General features: G+C 58.1%; 24 protein-coding genes. 10 read left to right on the top strand and 14 right to left on the bottom strand.

Annotation, left to right across the window (positions count from 1 at the left end):
• Window positions 1–97: 97 nt before the first annotated feature.
• The 4 genes from I4484_RS17245 to I4484_RS17230 all read left to right on the top strand — a co-directional run bounded on the left by I4484_RS17245 (window position 98) and on the right by I4484_RS17230 (window position 2,871).
• Window positions 98–928 carry an AraC family transcriptional regulator gene (locus tag I4484_RS17245; RefSeq protein ID WP_197448454.1) on the top strand — a complete coding sequence of 277 codons (831 nt, stop codon included), beginning with the start codon at window positions 98–100 and terminating at the stop codon, window positions 926–928.
• Between the two features lie 61 nt (window positions 929–989).
• The gene (locus I4484_RS17240; RefSeq protein ID WP_234283710.1) at window positions 990–1,601 is read left to right on the top strand and encodes a LysE family translocator; all 612 of its coding nucleotides are present in this window, start codon (window positions 990–992) and stop codon (window positions 1,599–1,601) included.
• Window positions 1,602–1,901: 300 nt separating this feature from the next.
• Window positions 1,902–2,402, top strand: a complete 501-nt coding sequence (locus tag I4484_RS17235; RefSeq protein WP_197448453.1) for a DUF2846 domain-containing protein — start codon at window positions 1,902–1,904, stop codon at window positions 2,400–2,402.
• A 202-nt stretch (window positions 2,403–2,604) separates the two neighbouring features.
• Window positions 2,605–2,871, top strand: a complete 267-nt coding sequence (locus I4484_RS17230) for a LysR substrate-binding domain-containing protein (protein ID WP_276571234.1) — start codon at window positions 2,605–2,607, stop codon at window positions 2,869–2,871.
• A 49-nt stretch (window positions 2,872–2,920) separates the two neighbouring features.
• Here I4484_RS17230 and I4484_RS17225 read toward each other — a convergent pair whose 3' ends face one another.
• Window positions 2,921–3,310, bottom strand: coding sequence for a GFA family protein (locus tag I4484_RS17225; protein WP_197448451.1), 390 nt, complete (start codon window positions 3,308–3,310; stop codon window positions 2,921–2,923).
• A gap of 156 nt (window positions 3,311–3,466) precedes the next feature.
• Here I4484_RS17225 and nfsA point away from each other — a divergent pair, with 156 nt between their 5' ends.
• The 3 genes from nfsA to I4484_RS17210 all read left to right on the top strand — a co-directional run bounded on the left by nfsA (window position 3,467) and on the right by I4484_RS17210 (window position 4,820).
• Window positions 3,467–4,198: an oxygen-insensitive NADPH nitroreductase gene (gene nfsA, locus I4484_RS17220; RefSeq protein ID WP_197448450.1), complete on the top strand. Its 732-nt coding sequence runs from the start codon at window positions 3,467–3,469 to the stop codon at window positions 4,196–4,198.
• Window positions 4,198–4,539 (top strand): DUF427 domain-containing protein, encoded by a 342-nt coding sequence (locus I4484_RS17215; protein WP_197448449.1) that lies wholly within the window; start codon window positions 4,198–4,200, stop codon window positions 4,537–4,539. Before nfsA ends, I4484_RS17215 begins: the two co-directional genes overlap by 1 nt.
• Window positions 4,540–4,604: 65 nt before the next feature.
• Entirely contained in the window at window positions 4,605–4,820 is a 216-nt protein-coding gene (locus tag I4484_RS17210; RefSeq protein WP_197448448.1) for a DUF2945 domain-containing protein, read from the top strand.
• Here I4484_RS17210 and I4484_RS17205 read toward each other — a convergent pair.
• From I4484_RS17205 to I4484_RS17165, 9 genes are all read right to left on the bottom strand, one after another.
• A complete protein-coding gene (locus I4484_RS17205) occupies window positions 4,817–6,004 on the bottom strand; it encodes an MFS transporter (protein WP_197448447.1) in 1,188 nt (395 codons plus the stop codon). The two genes, I4484_RS17210 and I4484_RS17205, sit on opposite strands and share 4 nt — an antisense overlap.
• Window positions 6,005–6,312: 308 nt before the next feature.
• Window positions 6,313–7,899 carry a BCCT family transporter gene (locus tag I4484_RS17200; protein ID WP_197448446.1) on the bottom strand — a complete coding sequence of 529 codons (1,587 nt, stop codon included), beginning with the start codon at window positions 7,897–7,899 and terminating at the stop codon, window positions 6,313–6,315.
• Window positions 7,900–7,983: 84 nt separating this feature from the next.
• Window positions 7,984–8,844, bottom strand: coding sequence for a bifunctional methylenetetrahydrofolate dehydrogenase/methenyltetrahydrofolate cyclohydrolase FolD (gene folD / locus I4484_RS17195; RefSeq protein WP_197448445.1), 861 nt, complete (start codon window positions 8,842–8,844; stop codon window positions 7,984–7,986).
• A 15-nt stretch (window positions 8,845–8,859) separates the two neighbouring features.
• Window positions 8,860–9,732, bottom strand: a complete 873-nt coding sequence (gene purU / locus I4484_RS17190; protein WP_197448444.1) for a formyltetrahydrofolate deformylase — start codon at window positions 9,730–9,732, stop codon at window positions 8,860–8,862.
• A gap of 104 nt (window positions 9,733–9,836) precedes the next feature.
• Window positions 9,837–10,880, bottom strand: coding sequence for a methylenetetrahydrofolate reductase (locus I4484_RS17185; RefSeq protein WP_197448443.1), 1,044 nt, complete (start codon window positions 10,878–10,880; stop codon window positions 9,837–9,839).
• Complete coding sequence (locus tag I4484_RS17180) at window positions 10,877–11,353, bottom strand: methylenetetrahydrofolate reductase C-terminal domain-containing protein (protein WP_197451094.1); 477 nt, start codon at window positions 11,351–11,353, stop codon at window positions 10,877–10,879. Before I4484_RS17180 ends, I4484_RS17185 begins: the two co-directional genes overlap by 4 nt.
• A 168-nt stretch (window positions 11,354–11,521) precedes the next feature.
• Window positions 11,522–12,700: a glycine cleavage T C-terminal barrel domain-containing protein gene (locus I4484_RS17175; RefSeq protein WP_234283709.1), complete on the bottom strand. Its 1,179-nt coding sequence runs from the start codon at window positions 12,698–12,700 to the stop codon at window positions 11,522–11,524.
• Between the two features lie 434 nt (window positions 12,701–13,134).
• Window positions 13,135–13,632 carry an Lrp/AsnC family transcriptional regulator gene (locus I4484_RS17170; protein WP_197448442.1) on the bottom strand — a complete coding sequence of 166 codons (498 nt, stop codon included), beginning with the start codon at window positions 13,630–13,632 and terminating at the stop codon, window positions 13,135–13,137.
• A 199-nt stretch (window positions 13,633–13,831) separates the two neighbouring features.
• On the bottom strand, window positions 13,832–15,256 hold the full coding sequence (locus I4484_RS17165) for a dihydrolipoyl dehydrogenase (RefSeq protein WP_197448441.1): 1,425 nt from the start codon (window positions 15,254–15,256) through the stop codon (window positions 13,832–13,834).
• Window positions 15,257–15,652: 396 nt separating this feature from the next.
• Between I4484_RS17165 and I4484_RS17160 the strand changes: the two genes are divergently transcribed.
• From I4484_RS17160 to I4484_RS17150, 3 genes are all read left to right on the top strand, one after another.
• On the top strand, window positions 15,653–16,102 hold the full coding sequence (locus I4484_RS17160; protein WP_197448440.1) for an OsmC family protein: 450 nt from the start codon (window positions 15,653–15,655) through the stop codon (window positions 16,100–16,102).
• A gap of 26 nt (window positions 16,103–16,128) precedes the next feature.
• Window positions 16,129–16,929 (top strand): enoyl-CoA hydratase, encoded by an 801-nt coding sequence (locus tag I4484_RS17155; RefSeq protein ID WP_197448439.1) that lies wholly within the window; start codon window positions 16,129–16,131, stop codon window positions 16,927–16,929.
• Window positions 16,930–17,090: 161 nt separating this feature from the next.
• Window positions 17,091–18,731 (top strand): acyl-CoA synthetase, encoded by a 1,641-nt coding sequence (locus I4484_RS17150; protein WP_197448438.1) that lies wholly within the window; start codon window positions 17,091–17,093, stop codon window positions 18,729–18,731.
• A gap of 95 nt (window positions 18,732–18,826) precedes the next feature.
• Here I4484_RS17150 and I4484_RS17145 read toward each other — a convergent pair whose 3' ends face one another.
• The 4 genes from I4484_RS17145 to I4484_RS17130 form a co-directional block, all read right to left on the bottom strand.
• Entirely contained in the window at window positions 18,827–19,753 is a 927-nt protein-coding gene (locus tag I4484_RS17145; RefSeq protein ID WP_197448437.1) for a LysR family transcriptional regulator, read from the bottom strand.
• A gap of 63 nt (window positions 19,754–19,816) precedes the next feature.
• Complete coding sequence (locus I4484_RS17140; protein WP_197448436.1) at window positions 19,817–21,142, bottom strand: MFS transporter; 1,326 nt, start codon at window positions 21,140–21,142, stop codon at window positions 19,817–19,819.
• A complete protein-coding gene (locus tag I4484_RS17135) occupies window positions 21,139–21,705 on the bottom strand; it encodes a TetR/AcrR family transcriptional regulator (protein ID WP_197448435.1) in 567 nt (188 codons plus the stop codon). Before I4484_RS17135 ends, I4484_RS17140 begins: the two co-directional genes overlap by 4 nt.
• Before the next feature lie 209 nt (window positions 21,706–21,914).
• Window positions 21,915–22,250 (bottom strand): hypothetical protein, encoded by a 336-nt coding sequence (locus I4484_RS17130; protein ID WP_197448434.1) that lies wholly within the window; start codon window positions 22,248–22,250, stop codon window positions 21,915–21,917.
• Window positions 22,251–22,400 lie beyond the last annotated feature (150 nt).

Here is a 22,400-nt window from a genome sequence, read left to right as displayed (position 1 = left end):
CGGGGCCGGCTGATGCCTGCGTTTGCGCAATTATGTCCAAGCCTTTCCCCTGGGCCCGGCTTACGCTATCACGGTATGGCGTTCAGGGAGGCGCGACATGGCCAGGCAATCCAGCCGGTTCGACTACTACAAGAGCCGGCAGATACCCGAACTCACGGTGCTCGAGGCGTCGCTGAGCGACTTCAGCTACGACCGTCATGCCCACGAGGAGTACGCCTTCGGCGTGACCCTCTCCGGGCGGCAGGACTTCTTCAGCGGCGGTGAGTTTCATCGCAGCCCGCCCGGCAACGTCATCCAGTTCAACCCCGAACAGGTGCACGACGGCCACCCAGGAGACGACACCACGCTGGGCTACGTGATGATCTACGTGCCCGCCGCCCAGCTCGAGGCCTCGTTCGCCGACGCAGCGGGAAGCGAGCGTGCCGCCCGGTTCCACGGCCGCGAGACCCTGCTGGCCGATCCCGAGCTGCGCCACGCCATCCTCGACCTGGCCGGGCTCATGATTCACCGCCAAGGTACGCGAATCGACCAGGAGCACGCCCTGCACCGCATGGCGACCCGCCTGGTGCAGCGCGCCGGCAGGTTCCAGCCCGGCGGCAGGGCGAGCCGCCCCGATGCGCTGCTGCTGAGGGCCAAGGAGTACGTGCTCGCCAACCTGGAAGCGGACCTCTCGCTGGACGAGATCAGCCAGGCCGCGCATCTCTCGAAGTACCACTTCCTGCGCCTGTTCCGGCAGCAGTTCGGCATCACGCCGCACCAGTACGTGCTGAGCTGCCGGGTCAACGCCGCGCGCAGCGCCCTGGAGGCCGGCGAGGCGCCCTCGGAAGTGGCCTTCCGCTACGGCTTCACCGACCTCAGCCACTTCAACCGTCGCTTCAAGCGCATCTACGGCAAGACGCCGTACCAATATCAGCGCAGCGTCACCTAGCGGCGCGGAACCCCGGCCGCTCGGCCACATCATCACGCACTACCTGTCGGAGAGGCTCCCCATGGAGATCGTCGCCTATGCCCTGGGCGTCATGTACACGCCTGGGCCCGTGAACCTGCTTGGCCTGAACGCCGGCCTCAACGGCCAGGCCAGAACCTCCCTCGGCTTCTTCGTCGGCGTGGGGCTGGCCATGCTCACGCTCTTCCTGCTGTTCGGCTGGGCCGGCGCGGCCTGGGTGCGCGGCGACATGCTCGCCGTGGTGGGGGCGGTGGGTTGCGGCTATATCCTCTACCTGGCGCTCAAGGTCGCCCGCTCCAGCATCGATCTCGGTGCGGCAAAACACGTACCGCGTGTGCTGAGCTTTCGAGATGGCTTGATCATGCAGCTCTGCAATCCCAAGGGCATGATCGCAACCTTGCCGATCGCCACCATTCAATTTCCCGCCGCCGGCATCCACGGCGTGAGCCTGCTGTTCTGGTCGCTCGGGTTGGCCGCGCTGGCCTTCGGCGCACCCACCAGCTACGCCCTGATGGGCGCCGTGGTGGGTCAGCGCCTCGCGAATCCCTGGCTGCTGAGGGGCTTCAGCCTCGCCATGGCGGCACTGTTGGTGTGGGTTGCGATCACTATCGGCTACGAGCATGTATGGCTGCCGCTGGCTTGGGGAGGGGGTTAAGGTATTGTCCTGCCTGCGGCTTCGTTGGTTTCCGTTGACAGTGCTCACCGGTTCTTGCTGCCGGGAGTGATAGTCTTGGCTCCACTACGTGAGAGCGACCGCCTGCAAGCAAGGATGCCAATGACAAGTGCCTGCCCTAGAACTTCGTATTATCTTCCTCGTCGATTCAAGAACAAATGCCTCGTGTGCCACGCTCCGCTCTCGGAATGAGAAGAGAGCGCGTGGCAACTTTGCCGTAAATATAAAGAATTTGGCAAAAGCCAAATGGCGTGGCCCGTTGGGCCAGCAAGTAAAAGCGGCTTGAAGCTGCTGGAAACGCAAACTAAGGGAACTGAAATGAAACTACTGAAAACCACAGCTGCCTTGGCTGTACTGGCGCTGATGACAGGTTGTGCCTCGGTCAATATGGCGCCACAGCAGGAATCATCTCAAGCCAAGCAATTCGAAGCCCCGGCAGAGGGCATGGCAGGTGTGTATGTCTTTCGCAAGCAGTCCCCCTTCGGGGCTGCGCTGAAGAAGGATATCTGGATTGACGGTGAATGTGTTGGTGAAAGCGCGCGCGGCGTGTTCTTCTACCGTCAAGTCGAGGGAGACCGGGAGCACGAAGTGGCTACCGAATCCGAATTTTCTCCCAATACCTTGAGCCTCATGACGGAATCTGGAAATAACTATTTTGTCGAGCAGTACATCAAGATGGGGGCATTCGTCGGTGGTGCGAACCTTCGTCTTGTCGATGAAGAGCAGGGAATGGAAGAGGTGAGCAAGCTGAGCATGGCGACACCTGGAAGTTGTAGCCAGTAAGCCTAAGAGGGCGCCGCCTCACGGCGGCGCCTCATTGCCCTGGGTGTGAGTCCTGCTTCGAGGCACTTCCACCCACGCCGTGCTACATCGATCCTTCCCATACGCTCGAAGGCTTGGCGAGTCACCTCGCGGATCACTGGCACATCGGTGAGGTCGAGGGTCAGCTCGGTGTGAGGCTGCTACTCCGCACCACCCGCAGCGTATCCCTGACCAATGCCGACAGCCGGTTCCCGGTGCGCTGACTCTCGACGACAACGAGCACATGGTCGAAGCGGCGGTCGACGGCCTCGGCATTGCCTACGTGCCTGAAATCGTCGCCAGCGAGCGCCTCGCCTCGGGTCAGCTCGTGGAGCTGCTCGAAGCGTGGAGCCCGCCATACCCCGGCCTGATGCTCTACTACCCCGGACACCGCCATGTACCTGCGGCGCTGCGCGCCTTCATCGACCTGCTGAAGGCGTCAGACTCGTAGGTCGACTCGCTGAGCCGACCAGCCAAGGTGGCCTTTGGCTTCTTCCTGGCTATTCAACTCGCCCCGTGTCGTCACGGTCGCAGTCGTAGCGTTTCATGTGGGGAAACGGCGGTAGCCAGGACTCGCGACGGACGGTCCAGCTTTCGTAGGTGGGCCTCAACTGGTCGGGAGCATCCAGGGCGCCCAGGTGCACTTCGATTTCGTCGCTGCTGCGAGCGAACACGGACGAGCCGCAGTGGGGGCAGAAGAAGCGCCCGCGGTAGTCACGGGCCTCGCCTTCGATCGTTACCGCCTCCTGGGGGAACACCGCGGAGGCGTAGAAGAGCGCGCCATGATGCTTGCGGCAGTCCAGGCAGTGGCAGATGCCGACCCGGTAGGGGCGCCCCGACGCCGCGATGCGCACGTTGCCGCAGAGACAACCGCCGGTGTACTGGTCCATGCTGCGCCTCCTACGTATGAGCTCAGGGGGCAAAGCGCCCTTCGAGACGATAACGCCAAGGATAGCGGTCAGCCCAGCGCCCTGCGAAATGCAATGCGTGCCGGAATGAAAGATAATGAGCAGGGTAACGAAACGACACGCATACCGTGAGGCGACATGAACCCCACCATTGAACTGCTGAAATCCCACCGCTCGATTCGCAAATTCACCGACCGCAAGATCCCGCACGAGCTGCTGGTCGAGCTGATTCGCGCCGGCCAGTCCGCCGCGACCTCCAGCCACGTCCAGGCCTACACCGTCATCCACGTTAAGAGCCCGGCCAATCGCGAGAAGATCGCCGAGCTGGCCGGCGGCCAGGCCTACGTGGCCAACGCTTCCGACTTCCTGGTGTTCTGCGCCGACATGAAACGCCCCACCGAAGCTTCGGAGCGCACCGGCGCCAACGTCGTGCGCGGCATGACCGAGCAACTGCTGGTGGCCAGCGTCGACACCGCGCTGATGGCGCAGAACGTGGCCATCGCCGCCGAATCCGAGGGGCTCGGCATCTGCTACATCGGCGGCATTCGCAACAACCCCCAGGCCATCAGCGACCTGCTGCGCCTACCCGAGCACGTCTACCCGGTGTTCGGCATGTGCCTCGGCTATCCGGATGCCGACCCCGACCTCAAGCCGCGCCTGCCGGTGGAAGCGATTCTCAAGGAGGACTATTACACTGACGACAGCGAACAGGTCGCCGCCTTCGACGACGCCATGCAGCGCTACTACGGTGAGCGTCGCGGCGGCAACAAGGACGCCAACTGGTCGAAGAACCTGACCCCGCTGTTCGACAGCAAGCTGCGCGCCCACATGCGCGACTTCCTCACCCAGCGCGGTTTCGAGATGAAGTGATGACCTCTACCGAGCCCCGTATCACCCTGTATCCGCACAGCCACCGGGTACAGGTGACAATCGGCGACACCCTGCTCGCCGACACCACCCGGGCCCTCGAGCTACGCGAGCGTGGCTACCCGCCGCGGCTCTATATTCCCCGCGAAGACGTGCGCATGGAGCGGCTGACCCGCTCCGACACCTTGACCCACTGTCCCTTCAAGGGCGATGCCGCCTACTTCTCGTTCGGCAAACAGGCCGATGTGGCGTGGAGCTACGAACAACCGCTTAAGGGCATGGAGACGATTGCGGAATACCTGGCGTTCGATGACGACAAGGCCTTCGTGACGGAAGACCGCTAGGCGGAAGGCCTCCAGGGCCTGGGCTATGCTTCAGCTCGTGAACATTCCCCAGGGAGAGGTGAAGCATGGCCAAGCGTTTCAAGGTGGGCGATCACGTCAGCTGGAACTCCGAGGCGGGCCGGGTAAGTGGAAAGATCATCCGCGTCCACACCCGGGAGACGGAATTCAAGGGGCGCAAGCGCCACGCCAGCGAGGACGAGCCGCAGTACGAGATCAAGAGCGACAAGACCGACCACGTCGCCATGCACAAGGACTCGGCGCTGACCAAGGCCGGGGACTAGTACCCCGGAACGCTCGGATCGGCGGCGGCTCGCTCCTTCAGCAACCACGACCCCAGCCCGGCGACGGCGAGCCCCAGGACGGCGAAGAGCAGGAAGGTGGCGGCATGGCCTTCCGCCCCGACCAGCCAGCCGGCCAGCGGGGAGCCGGCGACCTGGCCAACCGAGGTGGCAAGCAGCGGCAGGACCGGGGCGAAGGCGGGTACCTCGGTCATGATCTGGATGCTTCTCACCAGATAGAAGCCGGTCAGGGTCATGTAGCCGGCGCCGAACAGGGCCGCCGATGCCAGGGCGAGGGCGAAGCTGCCGGGGTCGATGACCAGAATCGCGAGGCTCGCGGACATCACCGTGAGACCGGCGGCATGGCTCGCGGCCGGCCCGAAGCGTGAGATGAGATCGCCGGCGCCGGCGCCGGTCAGCCCCCCGAGGCCGACGGCCAGCCACATCCAGGCGGTCTGGCTCGGCGCGAGCCCGCCGGCGTTGATCACCGCATCGGGGGCAAACACCCAATAGGCCGCGCTCACGCAGCCCATGCCCACCGCAAGGCCGCTCAGCCGAGCGATCCCCAGCCACTCCTCACGGCTCACCGGCATGTCGGCCAGGCGCGACCGCGATGGCGAGGTGCTTGGCGCTTCCCGCGGCAGATAGCAGAGGGCAGCCAAGGCGGCGAGCGCCGCCAGGACGGCGAATCCGAGATAGGCGCTGCGCCAGGCTTCCGCCCAGATCAGCACCGCGGGCATGGCCAGCGCGATCCCCACGCTGGTGCCCGCATTGATGGTGGCGTTGACCCGTCCGCGCAGCTCGGGCGATACGACCCGGGAGACCGCCTGCGCCATCGCCGGCGAGGAGAGCCCCGTGCTGATGCCGCAGATCAGCACCCCCACGGCGAGCAGCAGCGAGGAAGGCGCCACGGCGATCGTGATCAGCCCGATGCCGGCCAGGCCGGCGGCCGCGACCCCGGCGTGCCGGACCCCGAGGCGGCGGGTGACCCAGGGGCCGGCGAGGATGGCAAAGACGAAGCTCAGGAAAGGCAGGGCGCCGATCACCCCCGCCATGGTGGAGGAGATCGTCAGCTCCTCGCGCATCGAGGGCAGGAAGAGCCCAAACACGAAGCGAGCCAGGCCATAGGTGATTGCTATGACCCCACTGCCGAGGATCGCCATGCCAAGGGGAGTTATGCGCCTCATGGAGCCACGCTCCTGGCCGCTTTCTCCCACAGATCCTGGGGCATGCCGTCATCCATAATATTCGGCAAGCCGACCTGAAGGTTCTGGGTCATCCTTGAGGTTTCAGCCTGTACTCAGGTCCGGACATGGTTTTCAACCTCCTGTCGAAAACGCAGCGAATAAGTCATTACCTCGGCATGCCGAGTTTTACGAGGATCAGCCTAGCTACCCGCGGCGCACTCGGCAAATGGGGATCGCTGGAGGGCCCGCTTCGCAAGCACTTTCGACGCCCCGGATGGAGGCGTCGAGGTTTGTCGTCAGGCTGGGTCTCAGCCCGAGTGGCTGGGTGCGCTTACCTGTTCCAGCGCGCGATGTTCCTCGCGCAGGCTCTTGATGAGGCCTACGCACATGATCATCAGGACTAGAGAGAAAGGCAGGCCAGTGGCCACGGAACCTGCTTGCAGGGCACCAAGTGCGGCATCGCCGCCTCCATAGAGCAGGATGCCCGCTATCACCCCTTCCAGGGTAGCCCAGAAGACCCGTTGGCCGCGTGGGGCATCGGTCTTTCCGCCAGCGGTGATGCTGTCGATCACAAGCGAGCCGGAATCCGAAGAAGTGATGAAGAAGATGAGCACAAGCACGATCGCCAGGGTGGAGGTAAGGGTCGTCAGCGGCAATTGCTCGAGCATATGAAACATCGCCAGCGAGACGTCGCTGATGCCGTTGGCAAGTTCGCCAACTCCGGCTGCCGATTGGGCCAACGCAGTACCGCCGAAGGCGCTCATCCAGACAATGGTGACCAGGGTTGGTACCAACAGCACCGCGATAAGAAATTCACGTACGGTGCGACCCCGCGATACCCGGGCAATGAACATACCGACGAAGGGAGACCAGGAAATCCACCAGGCCCAGTAGAACACCGTCCAGCCGTGATACCAGGTGGTGTCGTCGCGGCCAATCCAGTTGGAAAGCGGCAGGATATTGCTGGCGTAATCCAGCGTGGTGTTCCAGAGGCCGTTGAGGAACAAAAGGGTGGAACCGGTCAGTACGACAAACAGCAGCAGCAAAAGGGCAATCACCATATTGATATTGGAGAACAGTTTCACGCCGCCGTCGATGCCACGCCACACCGAAAACAATGCCACCGCGGTGACGCCGACGATGATGGCGATCTGGGTTCCCAGGGTGTTTGGCACGTCAAAAAGATAATTGAGGCCGCCCGCAGCCTGCGAAGCGCCGAAACCCAGTGAAGTGGCGAGACCGAAAATGGTCGCCAGCACTGCAGTAATGTCGATCAGGTGGCCGGTCCAGCCACGCACTCTGTTGCCCAGCAGCGGTGTAAAGGCCGAACGAAGGCTCAGCGGTAGCCCGCGGTTATAGGCAAAGAAGGCGAGTGAGAGCCCCACCACACCGTAGATGGCCCATGGGTGCAGGCCCCAATGAAACATGGTAGCCCCCATGGCGGCGTGAGCTCCCTCGGGGGTATTCGCGGCGGTATTCAGAGGCGTGCCGTACCAGTCCGTGTAGTAAGCCACCGGTTCGGCCACGCTCCAGAACATCAAGCCGATGCCCATGCCCGCGGCAAACAACATGCTGAACCAGGAAAGTAGCGAATGCTCGGGTCTGGCGTCGCTACCGCCCAAGCGGACGCGGCCCAGGGGCAGTAGAATCAGCACCAGGCAGAGCACCACGAAGAAGTTGCCGACGATCATGAACAACCAATCGAAGTGTCCAATGGCCCAGTCACGCGAGGAGGTTAGTTGGGAGTTTGCGGCATCAGGGTAGACGAGTGCATAGAGAATGAAGGCAATGATCGCCAAGGCAGAAAGGGGAAAAACAGGACTGTGAAAATCCATTCCCAGTACTTGGGTGTTGTCATGGCCAGGAGCCAGGATGGAATCGTCATCTTGTTTCATGCGAATGGTCCTCTCTTGTTGTTGTCGTATCGCCCGAGAGCGAAGCCGGGGATGATGTTGGCGTGCTGGCCGAACTCTAAGAAGTCAGCTCAACTGGCGTGCTGCGGCACGAGTCGTATTCAACAGAAGACAGGCGATCGTCATCGGACCGACGCCTCCCGGTACCGGAGAAATCGCATCAGAAATGGGCGCCACCGAGTCAAAATCCACATCCCCCATAAGCTTTCTCTTTCCATCAATTTCAATGGCATTGATACCGACATCGATAACCGTTGCACCTGGCCGGATCCAGTCGCTATTGATGAGTTTCGCCCGACCCGCCGCTGCCACCACAATGTCGGCATTTCGACACACTGCTTCGATGTCCTGGGTTCGAGAATGTGCGATAGTGACGGTACAATTTTCCTGAAGTAGTAGAGCGGCCATTGGTTTACCCACGATGTTAGAGCGACCTATCACCACGGCTCTTTTACCGCTGAGATCAGAGTGGATCTGACGCAGCATGATCATGCAGCCTTGTGGGGTGCAAGGAACTAGCGATGCCCGCCCGGCAGCGAGTGCCCCAACATTTAACGGATGAAATCCGTCAACATCCTTGGCTGGGTTGATGCGGGCTATTACCTCATCTTCATTGAGATGTTCAGGGAGGGGGAGTTGCACTAGAATGCCATGGATTAGAGAGTCGGTATTCAGCGAATCAATCAAATTGTTCAAATCTTGCTGTGTGCTTTTAGCATCAAGGCGGTGAGAAACAGAGCCCATTCCTACTTCTTCCGCTCGCTTTACCTTGTTTCTAACATAGACTTGACTGGCCGGGTCTTCGCCAACCAGCACAACAGCCAAGGTCGGTACTATGCCGTGCACAGCCTTGATTCTCTCGACCTCCGAAGCGACTTCGACCAGAACCTGATTCGAGAGAGCTTTACCGTCAATGAGATGCGTCATGGCCCTGAGCTCCCCTTAGAGAATAACAGTTTTGTTTCCGGAAAGGAAAACACGGTGTTCGGTATGCAATTTGACCGCACGTGCCAACGCTATCGTTTCGGTATCTCGCCCAAGGGCGACGAGTTCTTCGGGATAGTAAGCATGGTTCACAGGCTGCACGGATTGTTCGATAATAGGACCCTCGTCCAGGTCGCCAGTGACATAATGTGCGGTGGCACCAATCAGTTTTACGCCGCGATCAAACGCCTGGTGGTAGGGTTTTCCGCCCTTAAAGCCAGGCAAGAAAGAATGGTGGATGTTGATAGCGCGCCCCTGTAGCTGCTCGCAGAGCTTGTCGGACAAGACTTGCATGTAGCGTGCCAGAACTACAAGTTCGGCTCCGGTTTTTTTTACAATTTTGAGGAGCTCATCTTCCTGTGCAGATTTGTTTTCCTTTGTTACCGGTAGATGGAAAAAGGGGATTTCTTCGCGTTCCGCTACAGACAACAAGTCCAAGTGATTGGATACCACAGCCATGATCTCTATGTTCAAATTACCTTTACGGTAACGGTAGAGAAGGTCCACAAGACAGTGGTCAAAGCGGGATACCATAATTAACACTTTGGTGGGGCGGTGGGCCTCATGCATCTCCCATTTGAGACCGAATTTTTCTGCAAGATCAACAAACCCTGTGCGCATTTGTTCAAAAGAAGAGCAGGACTCAGTATGCGTGTTGAATACAGTTCGCATGAAAAACTGACCGGTAATCTTATCATCGAACTGTGAGAGTTCATAAATGTAGCCGCCATGCTCAGACAGGTAGGAGGTCACACTGGCCACTATGTTGGGCCCGGTTTTGCAACTTACAGTGAGTACGAACTGGTTCGTGTAATCAATATTTTTTGTCATGTCGATTTCCTAGAAGGTAATAAGCTATGTGGGTTATCGCTTGATGCCATGTAGAGGAGTGCTTCTGCTTAATTAGATATAAAATTAGTTCCCTTGTGACTGAGCTATTTATCTAGCGGTAGCACACACCGCTTCTGGTGTGATGATCCTCTCGGGCTATTGTCGTTGTAGGGAGACCATGGTCGACGGCCACCCAGGACACCAGAATTTTTAATAATATCCGATACGGCCTCCTCCTGACGGTGGGCCATTATGTGTACTCCAGAGACACCTTCAATCTCGCGTAATTGCTGAATCAACTCGATGCAGATGTTTCTACCCTCTACCTTTTGATCCTTTGCGCCTTCCAAACGCTTGATGATTTCGTCTGGAATATGTATGCCTGGCACCTTTTTACGCATCCAGTCGGCTGTTTTTGCTGAGGCGAGAGGCCCCATCCCGGGAAGAACAAAACATTTTTCCAGCAGGCCTAGATCCCGTGAACGTGCCATGAAGGTCTTGAAGCGTGGAATGTCGAAGCAGTACTGTGTCTGAAAAAATTGGGCTCCGGCAGCTATTTTTTTTGCTAATCTGAGAGGTCGAAAATCAAAAGGCGGTACAAAAGGGTTCTCAGCTGCGCCGAGAAACACTCTAGGCGGATCACTTATTGTCCGGCCGCTGGAAAAAACATGCTTGTCACGTAACTTGGCGATTATTTCAAGCAACGAGATGGAATCGAGATCAAAAACCGGCTTGGCTTCGGGATGATCCCCTACTTGTACCCCATCGCCGGTCAGGCAAAGGATATTGTTGATGCCCAGTGCGGCAGCTCCCAGAACATCCCCTTGAATCGCAATTCGGTTCCTGTCCCGACAGGAGATTTGCATCACTGTTTCATGGCCTGCATGCGAAAGCAGAGCACACATCGCCACACTGGACATATGACAGTTAGCGCCCGAGCCATCGGTAGCATTCATGCTGTCTACGTATCCGTCGAAGATACGCGCCTTGGCATAAACCTCATCTGGGTTTGCCGAATCAGGTGGTGCCAGTTCCGCGGTGACCGCAAAGTGTCCGGATTTCAACACTCGCTCCAGTCGTCCAGCTGAGCTATAGCGAGGTGTGTTGGTAGGCAAGGAGGAGTCAACGCCCCAGTTGTCATCTCTCACTTGGAAGCCTCCTTATGTTTTTCTCTTTGCTCAGCTGCTCTACGCGCTACGCGTAGCCAGGACGAACTCCCCTTCTTTCGATGATCGACCGGAAGCTGCACTACTTGGATTTTATTACCTCCTTTCATTTTCTTACTGCCCTCCCAAGCCTCAACCCAAACACAGCGTTTTTCGGGATAAACTTCACAATTCCCATTTTGAAGTACACCTCCACAGGGTCCATTGCGCATCGTCTTTGGGCAGTTCATCGGGCACGACATGCCGGTCGAGCTGAGGATGCATTGCCCACACATCTGGCAGTCGAAAAGCAGCTCCTTGCTGAGCTTCTCCAGTTTTCTCACTGGTTTCTCAGCCCGCTGGTAACCCACCGACCTCCACAGGGGATGCAGCTTTACGATTGCTGGTTCGAAGGCACGATAGGTGAGCTCAAAGAACCTCGCGTGTCTCGCAGCCCAAAGACGAACGGAATACATAGTCTCTCCTGGCACGGCAACCTTGCCGTGGAGCCCGTTGCTGTCTGGAATCATGAGTTGCCTCTACACAACTATTTGTTGTTCCAGCCGATAAGTCGAGGCGATCACCCATGAATCCAGCGGTGTTGAGTGAATCGTCAGGCCGGGTATCCAATCAGCTAGCCACGCTCAGCTGGAAGCGGCGATTCTCTTTTTGGGATCAAAGAAGGGCTTTTCGACAACCACTGCTCTTGCCGGGCCAGACACGGTTTGTACTTCCAGCACCGTACCGACTGATGCATGTTCGGTAGTCACCATGGCCAGGGCAATATTCTGTTCGAGGCGTGGCGAATAGACAGCAGATGTCACCTTGCCGATGGTTTTTCCACCGATACTAACCGGCCAGAATGAAGTATTCGGTGACTTGAGTGGCGAACTGTCTATACGCAGTCCCACTTGCTTGCGTCTTACTCCCTCCTCGCGGATTCTTTGCAACGCAGCTTTGCCGATAAACTCGGCTTCCATATCGGGTTTTACCAGGCGATCCATTCCGAGTTCGTATGGATTGGTGCTCATGTCGGCATCTGCATGGTACGACAGCATTCCTCCTTCGATTCGGCGGATGGAAGAAGTATGACCAGGTTTCAATCCATAGGGCATACCAGCTGCCATGATTATTTCCCACAGTTCATCGCCGCGGCTACCATCGCGGAGATAAAGTTCATAGCCGAGTTCACTCGACCAACCGGTACGTGACACAATTAGCGGAATGCCGCCAAGATCATACTCACGCAGCCAGTAGTAGCGGAGATCCATAATGCTATCGCCAAAAAGGGCCTTCATTATTTCGCCCGACTTTGGCCCCTGCAATTGCAGAGGAGAAACATCAGGTTCGTCAATCTTCACATCCATGCCGGAGTTAAGGGCGACACCTTGTGCCCACAACAGGATGTCACTGTCAGCCAGGGAAATCCAAAAATGATTCTCTGCCAGACGCAACAGAATCGGATCGTTAAGGATGCCGCCATCAGTATTGGTGATTAATATGTACTTGCACTGTCCAACCGCCATTTCCGACAGGTCGCGGGGGGTAAGGTATTGAATAAATTTGGCTGCATCGGGGCCAGTGACTTCCACTTGCCGCTCAGCGGCAACATCACAAAGTATTGCATCGTTGACTAGATTCCAGAAATTCTGTTCCGGGTCTCCGAAATCACGTGGAATATACATGTGGTTATATACCGAGAAAGCCGTTGCTCCCCAGCGCACTGTGGCGTCAAAGTATGGCGATTTTCGAATCTGTGTTCCGAAGCCAAAGTCTTCAGCTTTTTTCTTTTCGACTGGCTTTCTGGACATGGCGGTTGTCATGATAAATTCCTTCTTATATTGTGAGTTTCATTCACTGAGCGGATTCGTTGACTTGACACAAGTCACTATAGTCGCAGGTTGCGCGATCATGTGGTCCAAAAGCGTTGTGAAAGTAGGACGTTCAGGCTAATTGTCTTTCCAGCCTAGTCCGTTTGGTCTGCCTCAACTGATTGCCTGTGTCTATTCCCGCCAGAGTCACACAGGAAGGAGAGGACTAGATCATGCTGCAATGGCATGACGAGAGAGTACCCAGGGAGGCCCCTCTGGAGCTGTCTGCTCCCGCATGGTCAGTGTTGGAGTTTGCCTGTTGCTCACGCAAGGCGATCCCAGCTGCAGGGCCAGATCCATTGCGGTCAACAGTTTTTAGCTATTGTATCGGTGTGCGCTCTTATTGTTGTGAGTATGTCTTGACGTACAAACACCGCGTATTTTTTTCAGGATTGGTTGTCCGATCCAGTCATCAGGATATTGAGATTTACCTGCGACGACTTAATTTTTCTCGTTTCAATATAGGTCATGTAACGATCAATGCCCAACTCGGCAGAAAGTAGGTTGTCCATGATATGTTGAAAGTCGGAAAGGCTGGGGGTCATGACTTTCATGACGTAATCCATTCCTCCGCCCGTGGCAGAGCATTCTACTATTTCGCCTATTTGTTTGATATGATTCTCAAAACGATCGAAGTTTGATTTTCGATGCACGTTGAGCGAGATTGTGACGACTATAGTCGTGGACTTGGCGATCTTTTCGTGAGCAATGTCGGCATAGTATCCACGTATAAGACCGGCTTCCTTCAGTCGATTGTAACGTATCCAGCAAGGGGTGGGCGAAAGATTGACAATCTCCGAGAGTTTGGTTTTGCTTAGTTGGCCGTGTTGCTGAAGCGCATCGAGAATGCGGATGTCCGCGGCATCAATCGCAATTTTCCTCATTCTTTATGTGCTCCAATGTAGACCCTTGGGGCGGAGGAGCTTCATGTTCAGGGAGTCCCCTTAATGAAGCCCCTCAAGTTGTTCGGAGGTGTTACTGCCAGCTACCCCTCCCATTAACAATATCATAATGCAGTCTGGCGTAAAGGTGTTCCTGAGGTAGTGAGGGAAAAGATGTAATGGTCGGGGCGGCGTTGCATGACTAGGCCATGGAGGACGAATGGTTGCGGCTCTGGCTCATTCTCCTCCGGCGCTTTTTTTGTATATCGATCAAGACATCTCTGAGTAACTCTTCTGCGCAGGGGTGATAGATTGGCATCTGCAGCACCTGCTCGGTCGTCATGTCGTGTGTAATGGCCAAGGCCAACAAATGTGCGAGGTGTTCAGCCCCGTAGCCAAGCAGTTCAGCGCCCAGTATGACGTCGGTTCGTGCGTCCACATAGACATGAATACGCCCTTGCACCTTATTCCATACTACATGGCGGGGGCTGGCAGACGGTAGCTCACCGATGACGATCTCCCTGCCTTCAAGTTGTTGAAACGTCAGGCCGACAACGGCAATCTGGGGGTCGGTGAAGAATACCATCAAGGGCGTTCTACGCGTTGCAGGCGAAGGGCTTGGGTAGTGCAGCGCATTATCGGCAGCGATCCGCCCCTCGTCGTAGGCTTCGTGCCACACCGGTAAGTGGTCGGTGGCATCCCCGGCGATGAAAATGGGCAGGTTGGAGCAGCGCATTGTTTGCGGGTCGAAACTGACGGTGCCATCCTCCTTAACCTCTATACCCGTTTGTTCCAGCGTGAGACGATCAACGTTGGAGACCCGGCCCGTTGCAACCAGAACCCTGTCAAAGACTCTGGTGATCCGTTGGCCATTCTCCTGCTGGTACTCGATCCAGGCGCCCTCGTCGTTTTCCCAGGTGCTAAGCACCCGCCCACAGGGGTAGATATCCAGTTCGGCGCCGAGGATATCGATTGCTTGCTGTTGCAGGGTCGGGTGAGTGAGGGCATTGATCTTGCCGGAACGGCCATACAATATCGTTTCGACGCCAAGCCGATGGAGGGCCTGGCCCAGTTCCAGCGCTATGACTCCCATACCGATAACGGCTACCGATCGGGGCAGGTCCTCCAGCTCGAACACCGTATCGCTGGTGAGCACACGATCCATTACCGGCTCGAAGACCTCGCTGATCGCAGGCCTGGAGCCGCACGCGAGAATGACTTTCTTCGCATTGACTTCGATCGACTCGTCCACCCTGAGACGGCCGGGGCCGACAAACCGGGCACGTCCCTCGAGCTTGTGGTGGGCCGGTATCTTGTCAACATAGCTGAGATTGCGGGCGACAAAGCGGTGATCCCGCTCTCGGCGTAACCGCTCCAGTACCTTGGGCCCATCTACACGGCCCGATGCCGGTACTCCGAAGAAATCGCTGGTATTCAGATGGTATGCGTAATCGGCAGCGGTAATCAGCAGTTTGCTGGGCATACAGCCGACCCGTGCACAAGTGGTGCCGTAGGGGCCATCCTGGATCATCACCACGCTGTCGGTCTGGCGGCTGATTGTCGAGTAGGCACCCAATCCGCTGGTACCGGCGCCAATGATTGCGTATTCGACATATATGGTCTTCATGGCAGGTTCCCCTGGTGCGCCCCGTGCCGTTAATGGAATATCGCTAGTGGCATAGGCAGTGACGGTTGACCCGGTTCAGCGTGAAGAGCGAACGATACATGGGGCTCGTGAACGCTCATTCTCTGAGCTGGACAGTCAAAATGGACAACGCCGAGGCTATTCGTGAGGAGGCAGGGGGGTAAAGCGATAGTTTCTCACTGTTTGGCCTAACGAGCGTAATCCATGCTCTGGTGCGTTTCGGTGCGCCTCTTCGGGTATCGTCCCCGGTCAGGCCGCTTTTGGTAAGGCGGCTGACCGGTTTCACATTAGCAAGGCTAACCTAACAGCTTAGCAATCGTCGTTTTACGGGTGTCTGCTCGATCTCTTAGCCTACGGGCATGCTCAGGAGGTTTGCCCATGTCAGTCCATCAGTCAGTCATTCGTTGGCAACGTACTGCCCACCCAAGCGATGCAAGTACCTACTCGCGCAATCATCGAGTTACGTTGAACGGGGGGCAGCAGGTCGATGTTTCTGCTTCGGTCGATTTCAAGGGCGACTCTGCATGCGCTGACCCGGAACAAATGCTGATTAGCGCTGTGTCCAGTTGTCATATGCTGTTCTTCCTGGCGATCGCGGAATTCCAGGGGTATTGGGTCGAATCCTATGAGGACGAGCCGATTGGCTATCTCGAGAGCAACGACAAGAAAGGGATGGAGATCACGCGGATCGAGTTGTCGCCACGCATTACCTTCGGCGGTGACAAGATGCCAGACCAGAAGGCGGTATCCAAGATCCACGCCAACGCCCACAAGAACTGTTTCATCCGCAATTCGATCACCGCCGAGGTGACGATCAACCACTTTTGATCAGCCAGTTCTGTCGAGAGGCGTTTATGAGTCATAGCCACACTTCTGAAGACATACTTATCCGGGAAGACAAGGATGGGGCCGTCTATCTTACGCTGAATCGCCCGAGTAAATTCAACACGCTGTCCGAAAATATGCTGATCGCGTTGCAGCGGGAGCTGGATGCGATTGCCGCCGATCCCACCGTTCGCTGCGTCGTGATCGGCGGCAATGGCCGGGGGTTTTGCGCCGGTCATGACCTGCGAGAAATGCGTGCCAATCCCGACCGGGCCTATTATCAGGAACTGTTTCGTAGCTGCAGCCGGGTGATGCAGAGCGTGGTCAACCTGCCGGTGCCGGTCATCGCCAAGGTCCAGGGTATGGCCACCGCGGCGGGGTGCCAATTGGTGGCCAGTTGCGACCTGGCCATCGCCGCCCAGTCAGCCAGCTTCGCCGTATCGGGCATCAATGTGGGCCTGTTCTGCTCGACCCCCGCCGTGGCGCTGTCACGCAACATCACCGCCAAGAGGGCGTTCGACATGCTGGTAACCGGCCATTTCATCGATGCAGATAAGGCCTTGGAGTGGGGGCTGCTGAGTGACGTCACCGAAGACGACTGCCTAGAGGGCCTCGTGGCCGATAAAGTGGCACAGATCCTGAGCAAGAGCCCTTCGGCGGTGCGCTTTGGGAAGGCCATGTTCCATACCCAGCGTCAGATGGCTTTGGCTGATGCCTATGATTTTGCCGGGAATGTGATGGCCGAAAACATGATGAGTCCGGACGCAGCCGAGGGAATCGATGCCTTTCTCGAGAAGCGTACCCCCACCTGGGAGCAGCCGGGCCGCTAGTCCGATCATGCGTCTGACTGTTGAGATTGCCGCCCGGCAATTTTGTGACCAGTTGCCCTTCGTCAGGTGTGGTAATTGTCGTGTCGTGCTGGTGGCCAATTGGATCGTGTCGTTTGCAGGCTGAGCTATACACCCTTCCGTAGAATAACAGGGCTTGATCCATGAACGATATCTGTCATTTCAATGATGCACTCCCGAAAACCACGGCGAATCATGCTGCACTGTCACCGTTGAGTTTTCTCAAGCGGGCGGCAGCGGTTTATCCCGACAAGACAGCACTGATCTATAATGAGCTACACCATTCCTGGCTGCAGACTTATGCACGCTGCTGTCGTCAGGCGTGCATGTTGAGAGATTTCGGTATCACCAAGGGAGATACCGTTGCCGTCATGCTGCCGAATGTTCCTGCCATGTACGAAGCCCACTTCGGGGTGCCCATGGTGGGAGCGGTTTTGAATGCGATAAATGTTCGCCTGGATCCGGAGGCGGTGGCCTTTATCCTCGACCACAGCCGTGCTCGCCTGTTTTTGGTTGATCCCGAGTATGCCGATGTGGTCGACAAGGCTTTGGCTCGATTGAAGGGGCCAGCCCCCACGATAATCAACGTGTCTGACACGAGCCAGGAGAAGGAGCGTTTCATTGGTGAGCTAGAATACGAGGCCTTGCTGGCCCAGCAGCCGGAGCTGAACGACTGGCAGCTACCGGCCGACGAGTGGGATGCGATTGCTCTGGGTTACACGTCCGGCACCACCGGCAACCCGAAAGGGGTCGTCACCCACCATCGCGGAGCTTACTTGAACGCAGTCAGCAACGTTCTTTCCTGGACACTGCCCGCCGAGGTGGTCTACCTCTGGACACTACCGATGTTTCACTGCAACGGCTGGTGCTTCCCTTGGACAATGGCGGCGATCGGCGGAACCAACGTTTGTCTGCGCCGAGTCGATCCGGTGGTCATCCTGGACTTGATAAAGCGGCATGGGGTCAGCCACTACTGCGGAGCGCCTGTCGTCCACGCGATGATCGCCGATGCCGCCGTGGCTGCTCAGGAACCGTTCGATCACAAGGTGTCGGGTTTGATTGCCGGTGCGGCGCCGCCGGCGTCCGTGCTGGAGCGGATGGAGAAGCTCGGTGTCGAGCTTACTCATGTCTACGGCCTGACCGAGACTTACGGTCCTGCATCAGTCTGTGTCAAGCAGAATGGCTGGGAACAATGCTCGCTGGAGGAGCGGGTCCGGCTCAACGGGCGGCAGGGGGTGGCCTACCCCCTGCAGGAAAGCATGGCGGTGCTCGACCCGGCCACGCTGAAGCCCGTGCCTGCCGATGGCGAGACAGTGGGGGAGATCATGTTCCGGGGCAATATCGTCATGAAGGGCTACCTGCGTAATGAAGCCGCCACCAGTGAAGCCTTTTCAGGTGGCTGGTTTCACTCCGGCGACCTCGCCGTGGTGGAAGCGGATGGCTACATCAAGATACGCGACCGGCTCAAGGACGTGATCATCTCTGGCGGAGAGAACATTTCCTCACTGGAGGTCGAGGACATCATCCAGCGACATGGTGATGTCGAAGTGGCGGCGGTGGTGGCGATGGCTGATGCCAAATGGGGCGAAGTTCCAGCGGCATTCGTTCAGTTACGTCCCGGTAGCGAGTTGACCGAAGAGGCATTGATCGATTTCTGCAAGGAAAACATGAGTCGTTTCAAAGCTCCCAAGAAGGTTATTTTCGGGCCGTTGCCGACCACCTCGACGGGCAAGATCCAGAAGTTCCAGCTGCGACAGCGGCTCGAGACCAATGTAACGGCATGACAGAGTCAGCCTGCAATGCAGTGTGGGTAAGAACATTCAGACCACCGACGTGCTCGACGGTCGGGTGGTCTGGATTCGGGCAGCGACGTCCCGAATTAGCGTATACCGGCTTCATCCACCAACCATTCTCGGAACTGCCCGGCAATAGGTCGCTCCAGGCCTGCGCCCGCGCTGACGACGTAGTAAGCCTGGTCACTACTCAGAGGGCGATCGGCCAGCACTGTCAATTTCCCAGCGCGTAGTTCCGCTTGGTGTAATTGTCGACTGCCGAGAAGTGCGCCCTGGCCGGCAATTGCCGCCTCCAGCGCCAGCAATCCATTGCCGAATCGCAGCTCCCGTAGCGCCCCGATGTCACACCCCTGCTGCTTGAACCATTCCTTCCACCCGTAGGGCTCGTTGAAACGTGTGAGGGTACTGTCGCACAGCAACGGCAGCCGGCGCAGCGTATCGAGATCGTCCACAGCGGCGGCCAGTTCCGGTGCGCAGAGAGGCACCAGGTCCAGGCTCATCAGTCGCAGTGGCTCAAGTTCAGCGTAGTTGCCGTAGCCAAGGCGCACGGAAACATCGATACCGGCGCGCTTTAGATCAGCGACCCCAAATGCGCTATCACGGGAGCGATCCACCGTATGCAGACTTGCCTGCAGTCTCACTTCGGCGTCGGGACAACGGGCATAGAAACGGTGCAGGCGTGGCACGATCCACTTGGTGGCGAACAGGGGTTCGGCGCACACGGTGACGATCAGGCGTTCCTCGCCATAGGAGCGGATCTTCTCCACCCCACGCCCCAGCGCCTGAAACCCATCCTGCAGTTCCGGCAGGGCTAATCGAGCAGCAGGCGTCAGGCTTACCCGCCGATGGTGGCGGATGAACAGGTCGACACCAAGATACTCTTCTAGAGCCTTGATCTGGTGGCTGATCGCAGCCGGCGTGACATTGAGCTCTTTGGCGGCCGCGGCGAAACTCTTGGTTCGCGCAGCGACCTCGAAGTAGTGGAGTGCAATCAGGGATGGGAGTCGTAACATGGCCAGTACTCGAAAAATGGCGTTGAAACACTGCGCAACCCATTGCGCCGCACCAAGCATCGGCTACAGGAGACGTGGCGTCCTCGGGGTCTCCTCGTCCTCCGCAACGGGTTCGATCGGCTCGCCGTTTTCATCCAGCAACTGCTGATCATATGCCGCTTGGAGACCGGTATCTTCAACCGGCACCTGCTCTTCCTGTTGTTCTCCTGCGGGTTCCTCGGCCCAGTCTGCCCAATAATCGATATGACCCGGGTATATCGGCGACAGAATCGATACCACGATGCCGATGACCGAGAAAATCGAAAACGCATAGGCATAACCGAAGCCGTCCACCAGCATGCCTGCGATGGGTGATCCCGCCGCTTGACCCAATGCTACCGCTATGAACGGCAGCACCGGTCCCATAGAGAGTCTACCGGGCAGCAGGCGGATGCCAGTCATGAGATACAGCCCCGTAAGGCTCATATAGGCAAGACCGAAGACGAGTGCGGAGAACATCGCCAGGCCCAGCTGACTTGGGCTGGCGGCGAGCAATACCAGGCTCGAGGAAAGCATCATCAGCATCAAGGCTTGCGTGATAGGCGGGTTGTTGCGGTCAGCCAGGTCACTCACCATGGCCCCACCCAGGCCGGCAATACCGACCGCGAACCATAGCCAACCGGTGTCGCCAGGGTGCAAGGCGCCAAGCGTCACCGTCAGGTCCGGAGCGAACAGCCAGTAAGGCGCAGCAATGAAACCCATGGCAAAGGCGAACAAGGTGAGCCGGATGAGACGCGACCACTGCAACCTGCCGATCGGGGGCGGCGGTGCGGCGTTAGCCGGCATGATCCGTGAAACCGAAGGGAGGAAGTGCCACGCCGCAATGATGCCGATGCCCGCCAGCACCGCGAACATCGCATAAGTGAAACGCCATGCATTGGACAGGAATATAACCGTAGGTACCGCGACGATGATACCGATGCTGGTACCGGCGTTCATGATCGAACTCACTCGCCCGTGCATCGTGCGGCTTACCATTGCCTGCATGGCAGCGGTAAGTGCCGGCATCATCAAACCGGTACAGATGCCGCAGACGAACACACCAACACTGAGCGATAGTGCATCGGAAGCCAGACTGATCAGTGCAAGGCCGGCTGCACCGAAACCACTCGAGAGTACGGCCAGCATCCGCGCGCCGAGGCGGTCGGCGGCAAACGGTGCGACCAGCGTGGCGAGCACGAAGCTGATTAGCGGCAGTGCCCCGACGATACCGATCACGTAGGCCGTCAGTTCAAGGTCGGTGCTGATGGAAGGTACGTACAGGCCGAAAGCGAAGCGTGCGAGCCCGAAGCTGATAGCGATTAACGCAGCGCCAAAAAGCGCGAAACCCATGTTCGACAAGGTTCTCATTGGTCATGGCTCCGAGCCGCGGCGAGAAGGGCGTCTACCACCGCCCGTGTGTCAGCCAGGGCCCTCCGCATACCCAGAAGCAACACTGCCGTATTACAGCCCTCCAGCACCAGGAACAGGTGTCGTGCCAGGTTCGGATGGTGGCCCAAGCCATCGCGTGCCACAGCCGCTTCGAGGCGTGTCAGCAGGTCGCGCTTTGCGGTCCTCGCCAAAGTATGGATCTCGGCGCTGTGCTCGGCGAACTCGCCCATCGCCTTGGTCATGATGCAACCATGCTGGCTATAGGTGTCCAGCCAGCGGCCATGGGCTTCGACCAGGGCGCGTGTCGCCTGGCCCGGCGGGGCGGCGGCGGTGGCCGCATCCAGGCTGGCGATGAAGCGTTCATGGCGGGCTTTGAGCACCGCCGCGACCAGCGCCTCCTTGGAGGAAAAGTGGTTGTAGAGCGTCATGCGTACCACCCCGGCCGCCGCCACGATGCGGTCGATGCCGGTGGCGTGAAAGCCCTGCTCGTAGAAGAGCCGCTCGGCCGTGGCGAGCAGCTGGTCACGCTTGGAAGCTGGCATCGGTGGCGCTCCTGTGCGCTTGGTCTATATAGACCGATCTATCTAAATATGAGGGCAGTTAAGTACAGAGCAGCGGCAGAGTCAAACAGTCACGCCTTGATCCGGACAGCAAAAGGGCCGCTTTCTGGAAAGCGGCCCTGTACGTTACGGCTGACTCAGCAGGCAGTCGGTATCACCTACCCGACGTGCGGGGATTCTCGATAGCGGCTTCAGGCGGCTCCCGGCTCCCGAAAGTAATGCCAGGCATGATGGTAGAGCACGCCGGCATAGCCGTTGCGCTGAATGAGCTTGAGAATCTTGGCGGGGTTTTCGTCATCCAGGGCCTTGTGCAGTTTCGCTCGCTGCTCTTCATCGAGGGCCTCGTACCAGTGGTAGGGCGCGCCCTGGGCATTGCTATCCTCGGCCTTGCGCATCAGGTCCATTTCGATACGCCCGCCATGCCGATACAGGATATCGTAGCCCTCCTGCAGCTGGGATGACGGCACGTCGCACGGCTTTTCAAGACCTTCCAGCACGTTGTAGTAGTAATAGCTCAGCGGTTGCATGTGGCTCCTCCAGCGGTATGCCGTTGCTTGTCTCTACCCACCTGCTTTTCTTCCCTCATCCTGCCTGAGGCAAGGTGGGGGTCTCAATGGAAAAAATGTAAGCCATCCGCGCTCCCGCACCCAATGATCATGCGTCGAACATGCCGTGGA

It is taken from the genome of Halomonas sp. SS10-MC5 (assembly GCF_015992245.1).
Lineage (GTDB): Bacteria > Pseudomonadota > Gammaproteobacteria > Pseudomonadales > Halomonadaceae > Halomonas > Halomonas sulfidoxydans.
The sequence above is the reverse complement of the archived record's forward strand: the minus strand, read 5'-3'. Positions and strand labels throughout refer to the sequence as shown.